At 62.5% G+C, this 20,018-nt stretch carries 19 protein-coding genes; 6 read left to right on the top strand and 13 right to left on the bottom strand.

Annotated features, from left to right (window positions below; translation table 11 throughout):
- The first annotated feature begins 2 nt into the window (after positions 1-2).
- From ACLEJU_RS01020 to ACLEJU_RS01010, 3 genes are all read left to right on the top strand, one after another.
- The gene (locus tag ACLEJU_RS01020) at positions 3-1,100 is read left to right on the top strand and encodes a DUF1513 domain-containing protein (RefSeq protein WP_435421609.1); all 1,098 of its coding nucleotides are present in this window, start codon (positions 3-5) and stop codon (positions 1,098-1,100) included.
- Between the two features lie 179 nt (positions 1,101-1,279).
- Positions 1,280-2,428 carry an efflux RND transporter periplasmic adaptor subunit gene (locus ACLEJU_RS01015; RefSeq protein WP_435421610.1) on the top strand — a complete coding sequence of 383 codons (1,149 nt, stop codon included), beginning with the start codon at positions 1,280-1,282 and terminating at the stop codon, positions 2,426-2,428.
- Between the two features lie 13 nt (positions 2,429-2,441).
- A complete protein-coding gene (locus tag ACLEJU_RS01010) occupies positions 2,442-5,486 on the top strand; it encodes a multidrug efflux RND transporter permease subunit (protein WP_435421611.1) in 3,045 nt (1,014 codons plus the stop codon).
- A 197-nt stretch (positions 5,487-5,683) separates the two neighbouring features.
- On the opposite strand, the gene ACLEJU_RS01005 is transcribed toward ACLEJU_RS01010, so the two are convergent.
- The 5 genes from ACLEJU_RS01005 to colR all read right to left on the bottom strand — a co-directional run bounded on the left by ACLEJU_RS01005 (position 5,684) and on the right by colR (position 9,394).
- Complete coding sequence (locus tag ACLEJU_RS01005; protein ID WP_294324875.1) at positions 5,684-5,905, bottom strand: hypothetical protein; 222 nt, start codon at positions 5,903-5,905, stop codon at positions 5,684-5,686.
- Positions 5,905-6,603: a lipopolysaccharide kinase InaA family protein gene (locus ACLEJU_RS01000; RefSeq protein WP_159408994.1), complete on the bottom strand. Its 699-nt coding sequence runs from the start codon at positions 6,601-6,603 to the stop codon at positions 5,905-5,907. The genes ACLEJU_RS01005 and ACLEJU_RS01000 overlap by 1 nt, the downstream gene beginning before the upstream one ends.
- A 6-nt stretch (positions 6,604-6,609) precedes the next feature.
- A complete protein-coding gene (locus tag ACLEJU_RS00995) occupies positions 6,610-7,290 on the bottom strand; it encodes a class I SAM-dependent methyltransferase (protein ID WP_103449264.1) in 681 nt (226 codons plus the stop codon).
- Positions 7,291-7,416: 126 nt separating this feature from the next.
- Positions 7,417-8,721 carry a sensor histidine kinase gene (locus tag ACLEJU_RS00990; protein ID WP_435421612.1) on the bottom strand — a complete coding sequence of 435 codons (1,305 nt, stop codon included), beginning with the start codon at positions 8,719-8,721 and terminating at the stop codon, positions 7,417-7,419.
- Positions 8,711-9,394: a two-component system response regulator ColR gene (gene colR / locus ACLEJU_RS00985; RefSeq protein WP_003255215.1), complete on the bottom strand. Its 684-nt coding sequence runs from the start codon at positions 9,392-9,394 to the stop codon at positions 8,711-8,713. Before colR ends, ACLEJU_RS00990 begins: the two co-directional genes overlap by 11 nt.
- Positions 9,395-9,574: 180 nt before the next feature.
- Here colR and ACLEJU_RS00980 point away from each other — a divergent pair, with 180 nt between their 5' ends.
- Positions 9,575-10,303: a phosphatase PAP2 family protein gene (locus ACLEJU_RS00980; RefSeq protein ID WP_435421613.1), complete on the top strand. Its 729-nt coding sequence runs from the start codon at positions 9,575-9,577 to the stop codon at positions 10,301-10,303.
- A 101-nt stretch (positions 10,304-10,404) separates the two neighbouring features.
- On the opposite strand, the gene groL is transcribed toward ACLEJU_RS00980, so the two are convergent.
- The 5 genes from groL to ACLEJU_RS00955 all read right to left on the bottom strand — a co-directional run bounded on the left by groL (position 10,405) and on the right by ACLEJU_RS00955 (position 15,006).
- Positions 10,405-12,045: a chaperonin GroEL gene (groL, locus tag ACLEJU_RS00975; RefSeq protein ID WP_085675098.1), complete on the bottom strand. Its 1,641-nt coding sequence runs from the start codon at positions 12,043-12,045 to the stop codon at positions 10,405-10,407.
- 51 nt (positions 12,046-12,096) lie between these two features.
- Positions 12,097-12,390, bottom strand: coding sequence for a co-chaperone GroES (locus ACLEJU_RS00970; RefSeq protein WP_009684394.1), 294 nt, complete (start codon positions 12,388-12,390; stop codon positions 12,097-12,099).
- 252 nt (positions 12,391-12,642) lie between these two features.
- A complete protein-coding gene (locus ACLEJU_RS00965; protein WP_435421614.1) occupies positions 12,643-13,104 on the bottom strand; it encodes an FxsA family protein in 462 nt (153 codons plus the stop codon).
- Between the two features lie 67 nt (positions 13,105-13,171).
- The gene (locus ACLEJU_RS00960; RefSeq protein ID WP_435421615.1) at positions 13,172-13,903 is read right to left on the bottom strand and encodes a HugZ family protein; all 732 of its coding nucleotides are present in this window, start codon (positions 13,901-13,903) and stop codon (positions 13,172-13,174) included.
- A 92-nt stretch (positions 13,904-13,995) separates the two neighbouring features.
- The gene (locus tag ACLEJU_RS00955) at positions 13,996-15,006 is read right to left on the bottom strand and encodes a DUF481 domain-containing protein (RefSeq protein WP_435421616.1); all 1,011 of its coding nucleotides are present in this window, start codon (positions 15,004-15,006) and stop codon (positions 13,996-13,998) included.
- Positions 15,007-15,159: 153 nt separating this feature from the next.
- On the opposite strand from ACLEJU_RS00955, the gene ACLEJU_RS00950 reads away from it, so the two are divergent.
- Complete coding sequence (locus tag ACLEJU_RS00950) at positions 15,160-15,513, top strand: MGMT family protein (RefSeq protein WP_435421617.1); 354 nt, start codon at positions 15,160-15,162, stop codon at positions 15,511-15,513.
- Positions 15,514-15,556: 43 nt separating this feature from the next.
- Positions 15,557-17,104: an AmpG family muropeptide MFS transporter gene (locus tag ACLEJU_RS00945; RefSeq protein ID WP_435421618.1), complete on the top strand. Its 1,548-nt coding sequence runs from the start codon at positions 15,557-15,559 to the stop codon at positions 17,102-17,104.
- Between the two features lie 50 nt (positions 17,105-17,154).
- On the opposite strand, the gene ACLEJU_RS00940 is transcribed toward ACLEJU_RS00945, so the two are convergent.
- From ACLEJU_RS00940 to ACLEJU_RS00930, 3 genes are all read right to left on the bottom strand, one after another.
- Positions 17,155-18,399, bottom strand: a complete 1,245-nt coding sequence (locus ACLEJU_RS00940; RefSeq protein WP_435421619.1) for an MFS transporter — start codon at positions 18,397-18,399, stop codon at positions 17,155-17,157.
- A 121-nt stretch (positions 18,400-18,520) separates the two neighbouring features.
- Positions 18,521-19,363, bottom strand: coding sequence for a mechanosensitive ion channel family protein (locus tag ACLEJU_RS00935; protein WP_435421620.1), 843 nt, complete (start codon positions 19,361-19,363; stop codon positions 18,521-18,523).
- 114 nt (positions 19,364-19,477) lie between these two features.
- Positions 19,478-19,963, bottom strand: coding sequence for a YajQ family cyclic di-GMP-binding protein (locus tag ACLEJU_RS00930; RefSeq protein WP_435421621.1), 486 nt, complete (start codon positions 19,961-19,963; stop codon positions 19,478-19,480).
- Positions 19,964-20,018 lie beyond the last annotated feature (55 nt).

Genomic DNA, 20,018 nt, shown 5'->3' with positions numbered 1-20,018 from the left:
TCATGCTGCGACGCCAGGCCCTCAAACTCGGTAGCGTATTGCTCAGCGCCCTGACCCTGGGCGGTTGGAGCCTGTTCCGCAACAAAAGCAGCGACCCCTTGCTGCTGTCGGCGCGGGACGATGGCGACGGCAAGCACTATGCGGTCGGGTTCCGCCTGGACGGCACCCAGGTGTTCAGCACCCAGGTTGCCCAGCGTTGCCATGCCATCATCAACCACCCCGAGCTGCCGATCGCCCTGTTCGTCGCCCGCCGCCCCGGTACCGAAAGCTACCTGGTCGACCTGCGCGACGGCCGTCTGCTGCAGACCGTCACCTCGCAACCGAACCGGCACTTCTATGGCCATGCGGTGATCCACAAGGGTGGCGAATGGCTGTATGCCACCGAGAACGACACCACCGACCCAGGCCGTGGCGTGCTCGGCGTGTACCGCTTCGAGGGTGAGCGCCTGGTGCACACCGGCGAGATCCCGACCCACGGTATCGGCCCCCATGAAGTGGCCTGGCTGCCGGACGGCGAAACCCTGATCGTGGCCAACGGCGGTATCCGCACCGAGGCCGAGAGCCGGGTCGAGATGAACCTTAATGCCATGGAGCCCAGCCTGGTGCTGATGCAGCGCGACGGCACCCTGCTGAGCAAGGAAACCCTGGCCCAGCAGATGAACAGCGTGCGCCACCTGGCAGTGGGCGACGATGGCACCATCGCCGCCTGCCAGCAGTTCATGGGCGCTGCCGACGAGACCGCCGAGCTGCTGGCGATCAAGCGCCCGGGCGAGCCGTTCAAGGCCTTCCCGGTACCGGAGCGCCAGCTGCAATCGATGGCCCAGTACACCGCCAGCGTCGCCATCCACAGTGACCTGCGCCTGGTGGCCCTGACCGCGCCACGGGCCAACCGCCTGTTCGTCTGGGACCTGGACAGCGGTGCGGTGAAGCTCGATGCACCGATGCCCGATTGCGCCGGGGTCGGGGCAGTCAAGGATGGTTTCGTCGTCACCTCCGGGCAGGGCCGTTGCCGCTTCTACAACTGCCGCAAGGCTGAACTGATCGGGCAACCGATGGACCTGCCCTCCGGGTTCTGGGATAACCACCTGCACCTGGTCTGATTGTTCTGCTGGCTGTACCGGCCTCTTCGCGGCTGAAGCCGCTCCCACAGGGATCGCGAAGACGCTGGTGCAGGCAATCCCCTCCCCCTTCTGCAATACTTCCCCCATCCGCACGTGGGCAGGATCGCCCGTTGTCGTGTCAAAACGAATAACAACCACGCATCCAAGGAACCGGACCTATGCTACGCCGCCGCATGCTCATCATGTTGGCCGTCGTGCTGCTGATCGTGCTGGCCCTGGGGGGCTACAAGGGCTTCTCGATCTATAAGCAGATCCAGATGTTCTCCGCGCCCAGGCCGCCCATCACCGTGGCGGCCGCCCCGGCCGAACAGCGCCAGTGGCAGGAACGCCTGCCTGCCGTAGGCAGCCTGAAGGCCCTGCAAGGCGTCGAGCTGAGCCTGGAAGTGGAAGGCATCGTCAAGGCCTTGTACTTCGACTCCGGGCAGAAGGTCAAAGCCGGGCAACCCCTGCTACAGCTCAACGACGACCAGGAAACCGCCCTGCTCGGCACAGCCCAGGCCGACCTGGGGCTGGCCAAGGTCGACTTCGGCCGCGGCAGCCAGCTGGTCGGCGATGCCGCCATCTCCCGCGGCGAGTTCGATCGCCTGTCCTCCCAGTACCGGCGCAATCAGGCGGTGGTCGAACAGCTCAAGGCGCAGAAGATCAAGAAAAGCATCAACGCGCCGTTCAATGGCACCATCGGTATTCGTCAGGTGGACATTGGCCAGTACCTGGCCGCCGGCACGGTGATCGCCACCCTGCAGGACCTGTCCAGCCTGTACGTCGACTTCAATGTCCCGGAACAGGCGCTGCCGCATCTGAGCCTGGGCCAGCAGGTGCTGGTGCAGGTGGCGGCCTACCCCGGCCAGACCTTCCCGGCCAGCCTCAGCGCGATCAACCCCAAGGTCGACGAGAACACGCGCAACCTGCTGGTGCGCGCAACCTTGGCCAACCCGGACGACAAGCTGCTGCCCGGCATGTTCGCCAACCTGCTGGTCCTGCTACCCGACCCGCAGCCTCAGGTGGTGGTGCCGGAAAGCGCCATCACCTACACCCTGTACGGCAACTCGGTGTACGTCGCCACGCCGAAGAAGGACAAGGACGGCAACCCGGAAAACGACGACAAGGGCCAGCCACGGCTCAGTGCCGAACAGCGCACCGTGCAGACCGGCGAACGCCGCGATGGCGTGGTGGTGGTCAGCAAGGGCCTCAAGGCCGGCGAGCAGGTGGTCACCGCCGGGCAGCTCAAGCTGACTCCGGGTGCGACCATCCGCATTGGCCAGGACAGCGCGCTCAAGCCCGAACAGGGCGCCCCGCGCACCGACTGAGCAGGAGGCAGGCATGGCGTTCACCGACCCGTTCATCCGCCGCCCGGTGCTGGCCAGCGTGGTCAGCCTGCTGATCCTGCTGCTCGGCTTCCAGGCCTGGAACAAGCTGCAGATCCGCCAATACCCGAAAATGGAAAACGCCCTGATCACGGTGACCACCGCCTACCCCGGGGCCAACGCCGAGACCATCCAGGGCTACATCACCCAGCCGCTGCAACAGAGTCTGGCCAGCGCCGAGGGCATCGACTACATGACCTCGGTCAGCCGGCAGAACTTCTCGGTGATCTCCATCTACGCGCGCATCGGCGCCGATAGCGACCGCCTGTTCACCGAATTGCTGGCCAAGGCCAATGAGGTGCGCAACCAGCTGCCGCAGGATTCTGAAGACCCGGTCCTGAGCAAGGAAGCAGCCGACGCCTCGGCGCTGATGTACATCAGCTTCTACAGCAAGGAGATGAGCAACCCGCAGATCACCGACTACCTGTCGCGGGTAATCCAGCCCAAACTGGCCACCCTGCCAGGCATGGCCGAAGCGGAAATCCTCGGCAACCAGGTGTTCGCCATGCGCATCTGGATCGACCCGGTGAAGCTGGCCGGCTTCGGCCTTGCCGCCACCGACGTGACCAATGCCGTACGCCGCTACAACTTCCTCTCCGCCGCCGGCGAGGTAAAGGGCGAGTACGTGGTCACCAGCATCAACGCCAGCACCGAGCTGAAATCCGCCGAAGCCTTCGCCGCGCTGCCGCTCAAGGTGTCCGGCGACAGCCGGGTGCTGCTGGGTGACGTGGCACGGGTGGAGATGGGTGCGGAGAACTACGACACGGTCAGTTCGTTCGATGGCACGCCGTCGGTCTACATCGGCATCAAGGCCACCCCGGCGGCCAACCCGCTGGACGTGATCAAGGAAGTGCGGCGCATCATGCCAGAGCTGGAAAGCCAGCTGCCGTCTGCGCTGAAGGTATCGATTGCCTACGACGCCACGTTGTTCATCCAGGCGTCCATCGACGAGGTGATCAAGACTCTGGGCGAAGCCGTGCTGATCGTCATCGTGGTGGTGTTCCTGTTCCTCGGCGCTCTGCGCTCGGTGCTGATCCCGGTGGTGACCATTCCGCTGTCGATGATCGGCGTGCTGTTCTTCATGCAGATGATGGGCTACTCGCTGAACCTGCTGACACTGCTGGCGATGGTGCTGGCCATCGGCCTGGTGGTGGACGATGCCATCGTGGTGGTAGAGAACATCCACCGGCACATGGAGGAAGGCAAGTCACCCTTCGATGCCGCCCTGGAAGGCGCGCGGGAAATCGCCATGCCGGTGGTGTCGATGACCATCACCCTGGCGGCGGTGTACGCGCCCATCGGTTTCCTTACCGGGCTCACCGGCGCGCTGTTCAAGGAGTTCGCCCTGACCCTGGCTGGCGCGGTGGTGATCTCAGGCATCGTCGCCCTGACCCTGTCGCCGATGATGTGCGCCCTGCTGCTGCGCCAGGAGCAGAACCCCAGCGGCCTGGCCCATCGGCTCGACGTGCTGTTCGAAGGCCTCAAGGTGCGTTACCAGCGTCTGCTGCACGCCACCCTCGACAGTCGCCCGGTGGTGCTGGTGTTCGCCGTGATCATCCTGTGCCTGATCCCGGTGCTGCTGAAGTTCACCCAGAACGAGCTGGCGCCCAACGAGGACCAGGGTGTGATCTTCATGATGAGCAGCTCGCCGCAGCCGGCCAACCTCGACTACCTGAACGCCTACACCGACCAGTTCACGCCCCTGTTCAAGAGCTTCCCCGAGTACTACTCGTCGTTCCAGATCAACGGCTTCAACGGCGTACAGAGCGGCATCGGTGGCTTCCTGCTCAAGCCCTGGAACGAACGCCAGCGCACGCAGATGGAGCTGCTGCCACTGGTGCAGGCCAAGCTGGAGCAGATCGGCGGGCTGCAGATCTTCGGTTTCAACCTGCCATCGCTGCCGGGCACCGGTGAGGGCCTGCCGTTCCAGTTCGTGATCAACACCGCCGGTGACTACCCTGCCCTGCTGGAGGTCGCCCAGCGGGTCAAGCAACGGGCGCAGGCATCGGGCAAGTTCGCCTTTCTCGACATCGACCTGGCCTTCGACAAGCCTGAAGTGGTGGTCGATATCGACCGGGCCAAGGCGGCGCAGATGGGCGTATCCATGGATACGCTGGGCGGCACACTGGCCACCCTGCTGGGCGAGGCGGAGATCAACCGTTTTACCCTCGAAGGCCGCAGCTATAAGGTGATTGCCCAGGTGGAGCGGCCCTATCGGGACAACGCCGGCTGGCTGAACAACTACTACGTGAAGAACGAGCAAGGGCAGTTGCTGCCCTTGTCGACACTGATCACCCTCAGTGACCGCGCCCGCCCCCGCCAGCTCAACCAGTTCCAGCAGCTGAACTCGGCGATCATCCAGGGGGTACCGATGGTCAGCATCGGCGAGGCCTTGCAGACGGTGCGCGACATCGCCCGGGAAGAAGCGCCAGAGGGTTTTTCCTTCGACTATGCCGGGACGGCCAGGCAGTACGTGCAGGAAGGCAGTGCCCTGTGGGTGACCTTCGGCCTGGCGCTGGCGATCATTTTCCTGGTGCTGGCCGCGCAATTCGAGAGTTTCCGCGACCCGTTGGTGATCCTGGTGACCGTACCGTTGTCGATCTGTGGCGCGCTGCTACCGCTGTTCCTGGGCATATCCAGCATGAACATCTACACCCAGGTGGGGCTGGTGACGCTGATCGGCCTGATCAGCAAGCACGGCATCCTGATCGTCGAGTTCGCCAACCAGTTGCGTGAGGAAAAAGGCTTGAGCGTTCGCCAGGCCATCGAGGAAGCGGCCGCCATTCGCCTGCGGCCGGTGCTGATGACCACGGCGGCGATGGTCTTCGGCATGGTGCCGCTGATCCTGGCCACCGGAGCCGGCGCGGTGAGCCGGTTCGATATCGGCACGGTGATTGCCACCGGGATGTCGATCGGGACCTTGTTCACCCTGTTTGTGCTGCCGTGTATCTACACCTTGCTGGCACACAAGTCTGAAGCTAAACAGCCGATAACTGCATGACTGCGATCCCTGTAGGAGCGGCATTGTGTCGCGAAAGGGCTGCGAAGCGGCCCCAGGTTTTATGGCTGACCCAGAGTTGCTGGGACTGCTTCGCAGCCCTTTCGCGACACAAGGGCGCTCCTACAAAGGCCAGCGTATGTTTCGATAAAAAAACAAAGGCCTCGCGATTGCGAGGCCTTCATCTTGCTCGAGCTCTATCAGCCAAACGGCCGTAGCCCCTGGCGCATGCCAAAGAGGAACAACAGCAGGTCCTGGTCCGGTTCGGCCTTGTTCTGCTGCGCCTTGACCTCACGCGGCACCGCGCACTGGTCTGCCTTGCTGAATACCACAGGCCGCGGCTCTTCCCAGGCAGCTACCGCCGCCGTGGTCACAGCCAACCCAGCCACCAGGAACAAAGCTCGAGCTATTTCTAGTTTCATTACCCTAACCCTTTGACAGCGCTGCCAAACGCCATCTGGTAAAAATAGAGCAGCGTTTGCCATTCCGTGTCATTTAGCGACGAGTGGCGGCGCAGCTGACGCAGGTCGTTACCCGCAGCCCGCTGACAGCTAATGCGTCGTCGGCACTTTTCCAGGTCCAGAAGTGCTACCTCGACGCGGGCCTGCTCACCCTCGCCGATCACCTTGATGAAGACGTGCTTGCCGTACAGGCAGCCATGCTGCCAATGGCCCAGATGCATCCGCGCCAGGTTGTCGGCCAGGTCCTTGAGCATGCGTTCATGCACAACTTGAGGATAGCGCTCGCGCGCGCCTTCGGCGTGCCACGTGTCGAGTTCGACAAAGCCATCCAGCGCCTCGCTGACCAGCAGCGCGCGCCATTGGTGCTCGGGGTCACGCTCGGCACCGCAAAACACGATGCGCGGCACGCGCACACCCAGTTGCTCGAAGCTGTTCAGCGCATCGAGCTCGCGTAACACGGTCGGCCTGCCGAATGGGTGCAACAGGCTGCGATAGATATGGCCGACCTGACGCTTGGCGTACAGCACCTTGCCGTTGCCATCGTTCAGCCGTTGTACGCCACTCTCACCACCGCGCCGCTGGTTGGGTTCCTCGACCCATTCGCCCTGCTGGCGCCAGTAATAATCGAACCGAGACTCCCCATTTTGGGCTACAGCCATCAAACACTACCCCTTACGCAATACATATACCCGCCACATGGCATAGAACGGCAGGAAGTCGAGGTGTTCCTGGATCCTGAAGCCGGCGGCCTTGAATTCTGCTTCAACCGTTTCTGCCGGTAACACGAAACGGTTCTGATAACTGCCCTGCTCGGCCTTGGCATGACGCTCTTGCTCGAGCTTCTTGCGGCGCCAGGCCTTGAAGTTACCGTCCACCCACAATGACAGGATTACGCTGTCACGGCTAACCCTTTGAAACTCGTCAAGAATGGTCTTGCGGTGAGCCGCTTCGCCAATGTGGTGGAACAGCCGCATGCAGAAGATGCTGTCGACCGAGTTATCCGGCAAGTCGATCGCGAATGCCGAAGTCTGCAAAGGACGTACCCGCGCTACCACCTCTGGCGGTTGTGCGGCACAGGCCGTCTGGATCATCGCCTCGGAGTTGTCGGCACCGATGATCACCCGGTTCGGCTTTTCCGCCAGCAGCGGCCAGAAGCGGCCCGCGCCGCAAGGCAAGTCGAGGACCAGACCCGGTTCTCCAGCCAGTGCCAGGGCGCGACGGGCCAGCTGCTCGTCCCGCTTGTGGGACAGGCGTCGAGCCAGTCCATCCTGGTGCTTGAGGAAGTAGTCCTGGGCGTGTTGCTGGTCGTACTTCTCGGAAAATTCGAGTTTGATCGGGCTGCGCATCGAGTGGCTCCTGTCTCCAATGCGCATACCTTAGGTAACAGATCGTATGCAACTGGTCATGCCAATGTGAAAATAATGTCATCAAACGGCAGGTATGTTTCACATTATTTCGTAGAGATTTTTCATCTATTCTTGCGTGGGATCGATCTTTTCCGCGCCCTGGCTCAAGTCCACCTGGAAGCGGCAGCCATGCGGTGCCGTCGAGGTCAGCGTTACCCGCCAGCCCTGGTCATCGCAGATCCGCTGCACCAGCGACAGACCCAGCCCAAGGCCTTCGCCACGCCGCTCCTCGCCACGCACGAAAGGCTGAAACATGGCCTCGCGCTGCTCCTCCGGGATACCCACGCCACTGTCCTCGACACTGAAGCCGTTGAGCTCCAGGCTGAGGCGAATATAACCGCTGTCGGTGTAATGGGCGGCGTTGCGTAGCAAGTTGCCCATCACGGATTGCAGGAAGGTAGCGTTGTACAGCAATGGGCCTGCACTGACCTGGCCATCGAAATAGAGCGCCAGGCCCTTCTGTTCGATGGTATCGCGCCACACCCCGACCAGGTCGTTGGCGACTTCGCGCAGGGTTGCCTGGGATGCCACGGCACCTTGGTCACGCTGGGCACGCGCCAGCATCAGGAAGGTCTTGACCAGCTCGCGCATCTCTTCCGTAGCACGGGCGATACGCTCTACCTGGCTGCGCGCGCGGGTATCCAGATTGGGGTTTTCCATCAACAGTTCGCACGAGGTGGCGAGCACCATCAGCGGTGTGCGCAACTCATGGCTGACATCGCTGGTGAACAGGCGCTCGCGGGTCAGTGCATCGCGCAGCCGGCCCAGCGTATCGTCGAACGCCACCGCCAGTTGGCCGACTTCGTCGGCCGCGTAGTCCGGTGCCAACGGCGGCGCCAGGCCAAGCAACTGATCACGATGGCGAACCTGTCGCGCCAGGCGGATCACCGGTGCCATCACCCTGCGCGCCAACAGCCAGCCGAGCACCACCGCCAGCACCAGGCTGAGCACGAAGCCCACCACCACGACGGCGAACAGCACGCGCTCGCGCTCTTCGAAATCGCTCTGGTCCTGCAGCAACACATAGCGGCGACCATCTACGATCTCGACCATCGCGTGGTAGGACAGCTGGTCGCGAAACACCTCATGGAAGCCGACGTCGAGGTGGCGCAGGTCCTTGGGCAGCTCGAAGTCATCGCGCCCGCCACTGAAATAGAACAGCTGGTCAGGCCGTGGCCGGTGGCTCCAGTCACTCACGCTGTCCATGCGCAGCAAGCGCTGCAAGTCACCGCCGAGCACCGACGAGATCAGGCGCTCCTCGACCAGGTGCACGGTGGCGACAATACCGAAGGCGAAGGCGCCGGCCACCAGCGCGCTCATCAACGCAAAGGCGATGATGATGCGCTGGGCAAGGCTTTGCTTAAACTCCATCGCGGCCCTCGGCGAGGCGATAGCCGACGCCATGGACGGTATGCAGCAGTGGTTTTTCGAACGGTTTGTCGATCACCTGGCGCAACTGGTGCACGTGGCTGCGCAAGCTGTCGCTGTCCGGGCAGTCATCGCCCCACAGGGCTTCTTCCAGCACCTCGCGGCGCAGCACGTGCGGGCTCTTCTGCATCAATACTGCGAGCAGCTTGAGGCCGACCGGGTTGAGCTTGAGCAGGCGGCCCTGACGGGTCACTTCGAGGGTATCAAGGTCGTAGCTCAAGTCTGCGACCTGCAGGGTACGCCGCCCGCCGCCCTGGGCACGGCGCAGCACCGCTTCGATGCGCGCGGCCAGCTCGGACAGGGCAAAGGGTTTGAGCAAGTAATCATCGGCCCCGGAGCGGAAGCCCTGCAGGCGATCGTCCAGCTGGTCGCGGGCCGTGAGCATGATCACCGGGGTATCACGGCGGGCATCCTCACGCAGACGCTTGCACAGGGTATAGCCATCGATACCGGGCAGCATGATGTCGAGCACGATCAGGTCGTAGTGCTCGGTGGCGGCCAGGTGCAGGCCTGAGAGGCCGTCCTGGGCGCAGTCGACGGTGTAGCCTTTCATGCCCAGGTAATCGGCAAGGTTGGCAAGAATATCGCGGTTGTCTTCAACCAAAAGAATACGCATCGGGTTCTCCTGTGCGGCGCTTCGCTAGGGTGCGCGGCAGGCGCAGCTTAAGGCCATCGCCGATACTGTGCCAGCCCCAGGGCAATTTCAGCGAACTTGACAGTTTTTTCACTGATCCTTCACGGACAGAGAATAGCGGGCCCATGACAATGCCCGGTCTTTTTACCCCCTGGAGTCGTCATGCAACACCGCACTCGTCCGCGTCCGATCAATCTCTGGCTGTACCTGGGCATACCTCTGGCTGTCGCCGCGGCCTTGCTCCTGCTGGAACTGACCTCGCTCGACATGGACGTCGCCAACCTGTTCTTCGACCCCACCGCCGGGCAGTTCATCGGCCGTCACAGTTACCTGCTGGAAACCGTCATGCATGACCGGGTCAAGCAGGGAGTGATCCTGCTTGGGCTGATTTCGCTGGGCGCGTTCGCCTCGAGCTTCTTCTGGAAACGTCTGTTCAGCTGGCGTCGCGAGCTGGGCTGCCTGGTCTTGGCGCTGGGGCTGTCGACGGCCTTCGTCACGCCGCTGAAGAAGGTGACGCAGGTTCAGTGCCCGTGGAGCCTGACCCAGTTCGGCGGCAAGGAAACCTACAGTGAACTGCTGCAACACCGCCCCGCCACCGACAAGCCGGGACTGTGCTGGCCGGGCGGCCATGCGGCAACCGGGTTCTGCCTGTTCGGGCTGTTCTTCATGCTGCGTGATCGCCGGCCGAAACTGGCGCGGGTGGCGTTCGGGGTGGCCCTGATGGCTGGCTCGGCGCTGGGGCTGGGGCGGATGCTGCAAGGCGCGCACTTCCTGTCGCATAACGTGTGGACCGCCGTGTTCTGCTGGTTGATTGGCCTGGGCTCGTATTACCTGGTGCTGTATCGCAAGGGCGTGGCCGAGGCGGCAGTCAGCGAGCATCGTACTGCCTGATAGAGGGGCCGCTTTGCGGCCCCAGTGGCCTGCACAGCAAAACGAAAAAGCCCCGGTTCTCACGAACCGGGGCTTTTCTTGGTGCAGGGGGTAAGGCTGGCTTACATCATGCCGCCCATGCCACCCATGCCGCCCATGTCAGGCATGCCAGCAGCTGGCTTGTCTTCCGGCAGGTCGGCAACCATGGCTTCGGTGGTGATCATCAGACCGCCGATCGAAGCTGCAGCTTGCAGAGCCGAACGGGTGACCTTGGCTGGGTCGAGGATACCCATCTCGATCATGTCGCCGTATTCGCCGGTAGCAGCGTTGTAGCCGTAGTTCCCCGAACCTTGCTTGACCTTGTCAGCGACAACGCTTGGCTCGTCGCCGGCGTTGGCAGTGATCTGGCGCAGCGGCGCTTCTACAGCGCGGCGCAGCAGGGAGATACCGACGTTCTGGTCTTCGTTGTCGCCTTTGAGGTCAACAATGGCAGCCAGGGCACGAACCAGGGCAACACCACCGCCAGGCACCACGCCTTCTTCGACGGCAGCACGGGTAGCGTGCAGGGCGTCTTCAACGCGGGCTTTCTTCTCTTTCATTTCAACTTCGGTGCCAGCACCGACCTTGATCACGGCAACACCGCCAGCCAGCTTGGCCAGACGCTCTTGCAGCTTCTCACGGTCGTAGTCCGAAGAGGTTTCTTCGATCTGGGCACGGATCTGCTTGACGCGTGCTTCGATGTCGGCGTCAACGCCAGCACCGTCGATGATGGTGGTGTTTTCCTTGGACAGGATGACGCGCTTGGCGTTACCCAGGTGCTCCAGGGTGGTGGTTTCCAGGGTCAGGCCGATTTCTTCGGAGATGACCTGGCCGCCGGTCAGGACAGCGATGTCCTGCAGCATGGCCTTGCGGCGGTCGCCGAAGCCCGGTGCCTTGACTGCAGCAACCTTGACGATGCCGCGCATGTTGTTGACCACCAGGGTAGCCAGGGCTTCGCCTTCGACGTCTTCGGCAACGATCAGCAGTGGGCGGCCGGCCTTGGCAACGGCTTCCAGAACTGGCAGCAGCTCACGGATGTTGGAGATCTTCTTGTCGACCAGCAGCAGCAGCGGGCCTTCCAGCTCGGCAACCATGGTGTCCGGCTTGTTGACGAAGTATGGCGACAGGTAGCCACGGTCGAACTGCATGCCTTCTACGACGGACAGTTCGTTTTCCAGGCCCGAGCCTTCTTCAACGGTGATCACGCCTTCTTTACCGACTTTTTCCATGGCTTCGGCGATGATTTCACCGATGGAGTTGTCGGAGTTGGCGGAGATGGTACCTACCTGGGCGATGGCCTTGGAGTCGGCGCATGGCTTGGACAGGTTCTTCAGCTCGGCGACAACGGCAGCGGTGGCCTTGTCGATGCCGCGCTTCAGGTCCATCGGGTTCATGCCGGCAGCTACGGCTTTCAGGCCTTCGTTGACGATGGCCTGAGCCAGAACGGTAGCGGTGGTGGTGCCGTCACCGGCAGCGTCGTTGGCCTTGGAAGCGACTTCCTTGACCAGCTGGGCGCCCATGTTTTCGAAGGCGTCTTTCAGCTCGATTTCTTTGGCGACGGAAACGCCGTCCTTGGTGATGGTCGGAGCGCCGAAGCTCTTCGCCAGCACTACGTTACGGCCTTTCGGGCCGAGGGTCGCTTTTACCGCGTCAGCCAGAACGTTGACACCAACCAGCATTTTCTTACGAGCGGAATCGCCGAATTTTACGTCTTTAGCAGCCATGATCGTTTAATCCTTGAAAATCTTTGGAGTAACGGGAAGTCGGGGGTGAAATCAGCCTTCGATAACGGCGAGGATTTCGTTCTCGGCCATGACCAGCAGGTCTTCGCCATCGACTTTCACGGTGTTGCTGCCCGAGTAAGGGCCGAAAACCACTTTGTCACCGACTTTGACGGCCAGCGCACGTACTTCGCCGTTTTCCAGGACGCGACCGGTACCAACCGCAACGACTTCGCCGCGGTTTGGTTTTTCAGCGGCCGAACCCGGCAGGACGATACCGCCAGCGGTTTTCGATTCTTCTTCACTGCGACGGATGACTACGCGGTCATGCAGAGGACGAAGCTTCATTGTCGATCTCTCCCAAATTGTGGTTTTCATCGGCCGGTATCGACACCGGCGGGTTGATGCGGTCCGGCGTTGCCGGGGGTGGCCCGCAAAAGGCGAACCACCTGTGTCATGACTGGTGTTGCCACCAGAAACCTTGCGGTGACCACATACATGAGGCCGCCATATTCAATTACAAGGTTTGATATGCAAAATTTTTCAGCCGGTTGAAAAAGACCGGGGCCGCTTGTGCGGCCCCGGAGGTTGCAAGTCTGATTATTTGTCGCGGCGCTCGTACTCGCCTTCGATCACGTTCGGGCGATGGCCGCCATCACGCGGCTGCGGCTGGAACGGCTCGTCCTGGAACGCACGCTGGCGCATGGCTTGGGCTTCGGCGCGCTCGCGCATCTTGCGGGCCGCCAGGTGGCGGGTGAACGGCAGCAGGCACAGCAGGCCCAGAACGTCGCTGATGAAACCTGGCAGCAGCAGCAAGCCACCACCCACGGCCAGCATCAGGCCCTGGAACATGTCCTCGGCGGGCAGTTCGCCACGCTGCAGGCTTTCACGGGCACGCAGGGCGGTGGCGAGACCCGCCACACGCACCACCAGCACACCCAGGGCGGAGCCGGCGATGATCAGCAGCAGCGCCGGAAAGAAACCGATGGCCCCGGCGACCTTGACGAAGACGAACAGCTCCAGCACCGGGAACAACAGAAACAGCAATAGAAAAGCACGCATCAAAGCATTCCTCGTCGGAAGAGACCCTTCCTGTAAGACCTACAGATGGATGCGTGCGCTCGGGATTTCAAGCCTCGACTTCAGTCGCAACCGGCCATTGATCGGCGCGTGCCAGTAATACCAAGGCTTCGCGGACTTGTGTCGGCGTGTTGCAAGGAGCAGGGAACGCTAACCAGTAGATACCCTGGCCGATACGCAGGTGCATGCCTTCGCTGTCGATGCCGACCATCTGCGCCGGCACGCTGCGCGGCAGGTCGTTCAGCTCGACGTAATGGGCGATGGCATTGGCATGGTCGCTGTTCATGTGCTCGATCATGCTCGCCTCGGCCTTGCCCGCGAACGGATTGGCCAGGGTCACCTGGTCGAGCCAGTGGATCGCGCCGAAGCCACCGATGTAGCGATGGCGCACCGGCTGCAGGGCCCAGAAGTCGAAGTCATGGGCCTTGTGGTAGTTGGCCGCATCGGGGAAATAGCGGTAGTAACGCTCGGCCGCCGCCTCGATGGCGGCCTCGTCGACCAGCTTGTGCGCTTCGGCCATCACCGTCAGGCGGCCTACGGCCTGCACGTCCTCGGCCTCACGCTCACCCACCAGCAGCGAACACTTGGGGTCCTTCTGCAGGTTGTGGGTATGCTGGGCGATGCGGCTGATCAGGATCAGTGGGTTGCCCTCGGCATCCAGGCAGTAAGGCACCACCGAACCGAACGGGAAGCCCGGCATGGACTTGGAATGGGTCGAGAGCACGCCGCGGTATTCCTTGAGCAGCAGTTCCCGGGCGGGGCGGATGGCGTTGGTACTCACTTGGGGGCGGCTCCTGGATACGGGCTGGATGAGTGACAAGATAAGCATTATCACATCCAGTGCCAATGGGGCCGCTGTGCGGCCCCGGTGATTTACCAGGTCACACCAAAACCGGCGGTGTAACGGGTCTTGTCCAGATCACTCTCACGCGTACCGGTGATGATGTCCTTTTCCGCCTTGAGGTTGAGCGACGCCCAGTCGGTAACCTTGTAACGCAGCCCCACCTCGGCATCGAGGGAGTAGTCGGCCACACCGCCCAACGGTTTGGCGAACTCGCCATTGGTGAACAACTGGACCTTCTTGCCGATCAGGTAGCGGGTGTAGTCCCACTTCACCGCCGCCGAGTAGAAGTTGTCCTTGGCGCCGTCCTGGTACTCGAAGTCGGTTCGGTTGATCAGCGACCCCAGCGAGAACGCGCCTAGTTCGTCGTCCCAGAACTGATAACCCGGGCCAGTACCAACCGTGCGCTGGCGGGCAAGGTCTTCGATACGGTCGCGCTTGTATTCCATGCGCCCCTGCCAGAACCACTTCTCGGTGATGAAGCGGTCGAGCGCGTACTCGGCGCTCCAGTTATCGGTGGTGGTGACGTCGTCCTTGGATTCGCGGTTGTATTCGCCTTCGGCATTGTGCCGCCAGCGGCCGTGGCGGGCGGTGGTCTTGAAGTCGATGTCGTAGTCGTCGCTGTCGGTCTCGGCGCGCTTGTAGTCCATGGCCACGTCGACGTTGCCCTTCCAGATGAAGTCCTCGACCAGCGGCTTGGGCTTCATGATTTGCTGGACACTGGCCAAGTCGACCGTCTTCGGTGCATCGCCATTGGCCAGAGTCACCTTGCCTGGTTCGGCGGCCTTGAGCGACTTGGCCTTCTCGCCGCTGTAGGCGTCTTGCTTGACCAGCAATTCCTGGTCGCTTTCCAGGGTCTGGACCTGTTTCCAGTCCAGCGAGATCGAGCCACCATACGGCGTTTCCAGCAGCAGCTTGCCACCGTCGAATACACGAATCTTGCCGCTCAGCCGGTCCCCGTTCTTCATCCACACGGTATCGGCGAACGCCGGGGCGGCACACAGCGAAGCGGTCAACAGGCAAAGCAAGGATCTAGAATACATAAGCGCGCTACAGGTTCGATTTGACGAAAAAAGCCGGGCATTATCCAGATACCTACGACCAGAGCAAGGACAGACCCAGGAGCATGCCGTTGAGTTCAACTCTCATTTGCCGTGACCATTCGTCCGGTTTCATCCCAGGCCAGGGCTGCTCTGATGTCTGAGGGATATGAGCACACCCAGGACTCCCCCGAAGTCCGACGAACGGCCCTGTACTCGGTGCTTGGCCAGGTGCCCGAGGGCAAGGTGGTCAGCTATGGCGAGCTCGCCGAGCTGGCGGGACTTGGCCGGGCGGCACGTTGGGTCGGGCGCACTCTTGGGCAGTTGCCGGCCGATACCCGCCTGCCCTGGCACCGGGTACTCGGTGCTGGCGGGCGTCTGAGCCTGGCGCTGGGCACCCCTTCGGGCGATGAACAGCGGGCCAGACTGCGCGCAGAGGGTGTGAATGTGACCAATAATCGTGTGGATATGACGCGCCATGGCTGGCGCCCGATGGAGCACAGCGGTTAGAGTGCGCGCTTTGTTTTCGCAAATTTGAGGCAGATGTTGGTCTATGCCCCGTAAAACCTGGCGCGCTGCGCTTGCTGCCTATGCCAGCCCGTCAACCTTGGTACTTTTGCTGCTGGGCTTCGCCGCCGGCCTGCCCTACATGCTGGTGTTCTCGACCCTGTCGGTGTGGCTACGCGAGGCGGGCGTGGCCCGTGAAACCATTGGCTACGCCAGCCTGATCGGCTTGGCCTATGCCTTCAAATGGGTCTGGTCACCGCTGCTCGACCAGTGGCGCCTGCCGCTGCTTGGCGGCCTGGGGCGACGCCGTTCGTGGCTGTTGCTGTCGCAAGCGCTGGTGGTGATCGGCCTGGTCGGCATGAGCTTGTGCGACCCGCAGCAACACCTTTCCTGGCTGATCGCCCTGGCAGTGCTGGTGGCCTTTGCCTCGGCCACCCAGGACATCGCCGTCGATGCCTATCGCCTCGAGATTGCCGACGACCAGCGCCAGGCGGCCCTAGCCGCCAGCTACATGGCCGGTTACCGGGTCGCCGCCCTGCTCGCGACCGCGGGCGCACTGTTCTTCGCCGAATGGTTCGGTTCCACCGGCTTCAGCTACCTGCACAAGGCTTGGGCTGGCACTTACGTGCTGTTCGGCGTGATGATGCTGCCGGCGCTGTTCACCACCCTGGTGATGCGTGAGCCACCGGTACCCCTGCGTACTCAGCTGTCGGCCGCGCGCTATGGCCTGATGCATCAGATGGCCTCGGTGTTCGTGCTGATCATCCTGCTGGTGTCTGTACCGGCCAGCTTCACCCAGATGTTCAACACCGGCTGGTCGAGCGTCATTTCCGGCGATGCGTCGCCACTTGACCTGCTGCTCGAAGACCGCGCCTTCCTGCGCCTGATCCTCTACGTGCTGCTGACCTGGGCCTGCCTTTCGGGCATGGGCCGTCGTGGCCTGGCCCCGGTGTTGACACCGGTGCACGACTTCATCGCTCGCTACCGCTGGCAAGCGCTGTTGCTGCTCGGCCTGATTGCCACCTATCGCATGTCGGACACGGTCATGGGCGTGATGGCCAACGTGTTCTACATCGACATGGGCTTCACCAAGGACCAGATCGCCAGCGTCAGCAAGGTCTTCGGCCTGATCATGACCCTGGTCGGGGCCGGCGTCGGCGGCTTGCTGATCGTGCGTTTCGGCATTCTGCCGATCCTGTTCATCGGCGGCGCGGCTTCGGCGGCCACCAACCTGCTGTTCCTGATGCTGTCGGACATGGGGCCGAACCTGGAAATGCTGGTGGTGACCATTTCGCTGGACAACTTCAGCTCGGGCCTGGCCACCTCGGCGTTCGTCGCCTACCTGTCGAGCCTGACCAACCTGAAGTTTTCGGCCACGCAATATGCGCTGCTCAGTTCGATCATGCTGTTGCTGCCGCGCCTGATCGGCGGGTATTCAGGGGTAATGGTGGAGAAGTACGGGTACCACGACTTCTTCCTGATCACTGCGCTGCTGGGCGTTCCGACCTTGATACTGATTGCGCTGCACTGGCGCCAGGAAGTGAGCCGGGGAAAGCAGGTACCGGTGGATAACCCGGCGGCCGAGCAACCCTGAAAGATTTCTACTGCCTGTACCCGCGAAGAGGCCGGTACAGGCGACAACACTTACTGAGCGACAGCCCCTTCCCCAGGCCGCCCACCCACTACAAACCACAAAGGCCACAGCGCCAAGGCACCTGCCACACCCGCCGCCAGGGCAAAGTGCAACAGGCTCGCCCCCGCCCCGATCATCGCCAGCAACGCGCCACCCAGCCCCAGCAAGGCAATGGTGATCATCCCCAGCATTGCCGACACCAGCCCCTTGCTCTGCTCGCTGGAGAACAGCGTCATGCGGTACAGCACTGCGTTGGCCACGCCCAGCCCCAGTGCATACAGCGACATGCCGGCGACCACGCTGGTCACCGTCGGCCACACCCAGGTTGCCAGCACCATCAGGCACAGCCCGGCCAGGTACGGCCCCAGCGCGCCGCGCACCAGTGCCGGCAGCGGGTAACGATCGGCGATGCGGTTGATGATCAGGTTGCCCAGGATCAGCCCACCGAACACCGGCAGCTGCCACAGCGCATACTCCATCGTGCTCAGCCCCTCGTCGTGGATCAGCAGCACCGGCGAAAGACCGATCCAGCCAATCAGCGGCAAGCCTACCAGGCCCAGCGCGGCACTGCCGGCGACGAACTTGCGGTTGGCCAGCAACTGACCATAACCGGCGAGCAATGGCAGCAGGTGGATCGGGGTGAACGGCAGGCGTGAGCCATCACGACGCTCCACGCCCAGGGTTTCCGGCATCAGGCGATGCAACAGCAGCCAGCACAGCACGGCACCGATGGCGAAGGCCACGAACAGCCAGCGCCAGTCCAGCCATTGCAGCATGAGGGTACCGACCAGCGGGCCGAGCAGCGGCGACAGCAAGGCGATGTTGGCGAGCAACGCCATCATGCGCACCGCGTCCGCCTCGCTGAACGATTCGTTGAGTGCCGGGTAGCTGACCGTCACCACGAAGCCCAGGCCGATGCCCTGCAGCAGGCGCAGCAGGTTGAACAAACCAATGTCCTGCACCCAGTAGGTGGCCAGGCAGGCGACGCCGAAGAAGGCACAGCCGGCCAGCAGCAGCGGGCGGCGCCCATAGCGGTCGGCCAGCGGGCCGATCAGCCATTGCAGCACCACGCCACCGAGCAGGTACAGGTTGAGCGCATGGGGGATGTATTCAGGGCTGGCGTTCAGGTGCTCGACCACCACAGGCATGGCCGGCATCACCGCGTCGCTGGCCAAGTAGGTGAGCAGCTCGAACAGGGCCAGGGTCAGGCCGAACAAAAGGGCCCGAACGGGCGTGATGTAAAGCAATGGTTTCATGATGGCGTATCGGGTGCAGGCAGGAGGGTCAGGCTATATGCCAGAAATAGCGGGGAATTGCTGTGAACAAGTGTAAGGAGGTGGCAAAAGACTGGGGCCGCTTTCGCGGCCCCGTCTGGTATTACTGTGCGGCGGTCTCCTGCACCACGCGGATCACCCGCTGCGGGAACGGGATGTCGATCCCTTCGGCCTTCAACCGGTCACGGGCATGCTCGTTGAGCATGAACATCACGTCCCAGTAGTCGGAGGTCTTGGTCCACAGGCGCAGCGATACGGTGATCGAGCTGTCGCCCAGGGTCGAGACTACTGCCTGCGGCGCCGGATCCGGCAGCACCCGCGGGTCCTGCGCCAGCTCCAGCAGCACGTTGCGCGCCTTCTGCAGGTCGGCCTCATAGTCCACGCCCACATCGAACACCACCTTGCGTGTAGGCTGGCGGTTGGTGTTGGTGATGATGCCGTTGGACAGCGCGCCGTTGGGCATGATCACCGTCTTGTTGTCACCGGTGCGCAGCACGGTGTGGAAGATCTGGATGCTGTCGACGGTACCCGCCACGCCCTGCGCTTCGATCCAGTCGCCGATGCGGAACGGGCGGAACATCAGGATCAGCACACCCCCGGCGAAGTTCGCCAGGCTGCCCTGCAAGGCCAGGCCGATAGCCAGGCCGGCGGCACCAATGGCGGCGACGAACGAGGTGGTCTCGATGCCGATCATCGACGCCACGCTGACGAACAGTAGCACCTTCAACACGATGTTCGACAAGGTACTGATGAAACCTTGCAGTGCCAGGTCGGCATTACGCAAGCCAACCAGTTTGCCCAGGCGGTTGCTGACCTTGTTGACGATCCACCAGCCGACCGCGAGGGTCAGCAGTGCCAGCAGCAGGCGGCTGCCGTATTCCATGATCAAGGGGATCCAGGTCTGCGATTGGCGGACCAGCTGATCGACTTCAGCGTTCAAATCCATAGATATCTCCTGATGCCTGACGGCACGTGCACAGTAAAGCAGGCCGCCGGCATTTCAGCGGCCAAGGACCCCATGGACATCATTGCGCCATCGGGGTTCCGGACAACCCTGCGATCAATCGCGGAAGTTGTTGAACTGGATCGGCATGTCGAACTCTTTGGTGCGCAGCAGGGCAATGGCTTCCTGCAGGTCGTCGCGCTTTTTGCCGGTGACACGCACCTGCTCGCCCTGGATGGCGGCCTGGACCTTGAGCTTGCCGTCCTTGATGGTGGCGACGATCTTCTTCGCCAGGTCCTTGTCGATGCCTTCGCGGAACTTGGCTTCCTGTTTCTTTTCCTTGCCCGAGGCGTACGGGTCCTTGGTTTCCAGACACTTCACATCGATCTTGCGCTTGACCAGCGCCAGGCGCAGGATTTCCAGCATGGCTTCGAGCTGGAACTCTTCCTCGGCGGTCAGCATCACGGTCTGCTCCTTGTCCTTGAACTCGAAGCTGCCCTTGCCCTTGAGGTCATAGCGGCGATCGAGGTCCTTGATGGCGTTGTCGACTGCGTTCTGCACTTCGTGCTTGTCCAGTTCCGATACCACGTCGAACGAAGGCATGGGTAATCTCCATAAAATAAACGCGCGCTCAGTCTGAACATGGAGCGCGTCGGTG

This window comes from Pseudomonas sp. SMN11, assembly GCF_052041945.1.
GTDB lineage: Bacteria > Pseudomonadota > Gammaproteobacteria > Pseudomonadales > Pseudomonadaceae > Aquipseudomonas.
Note: the sequence above shows the minus strand (reverse complement) of the source record. Positions and strands in the feature narration are given on the sequence as shown.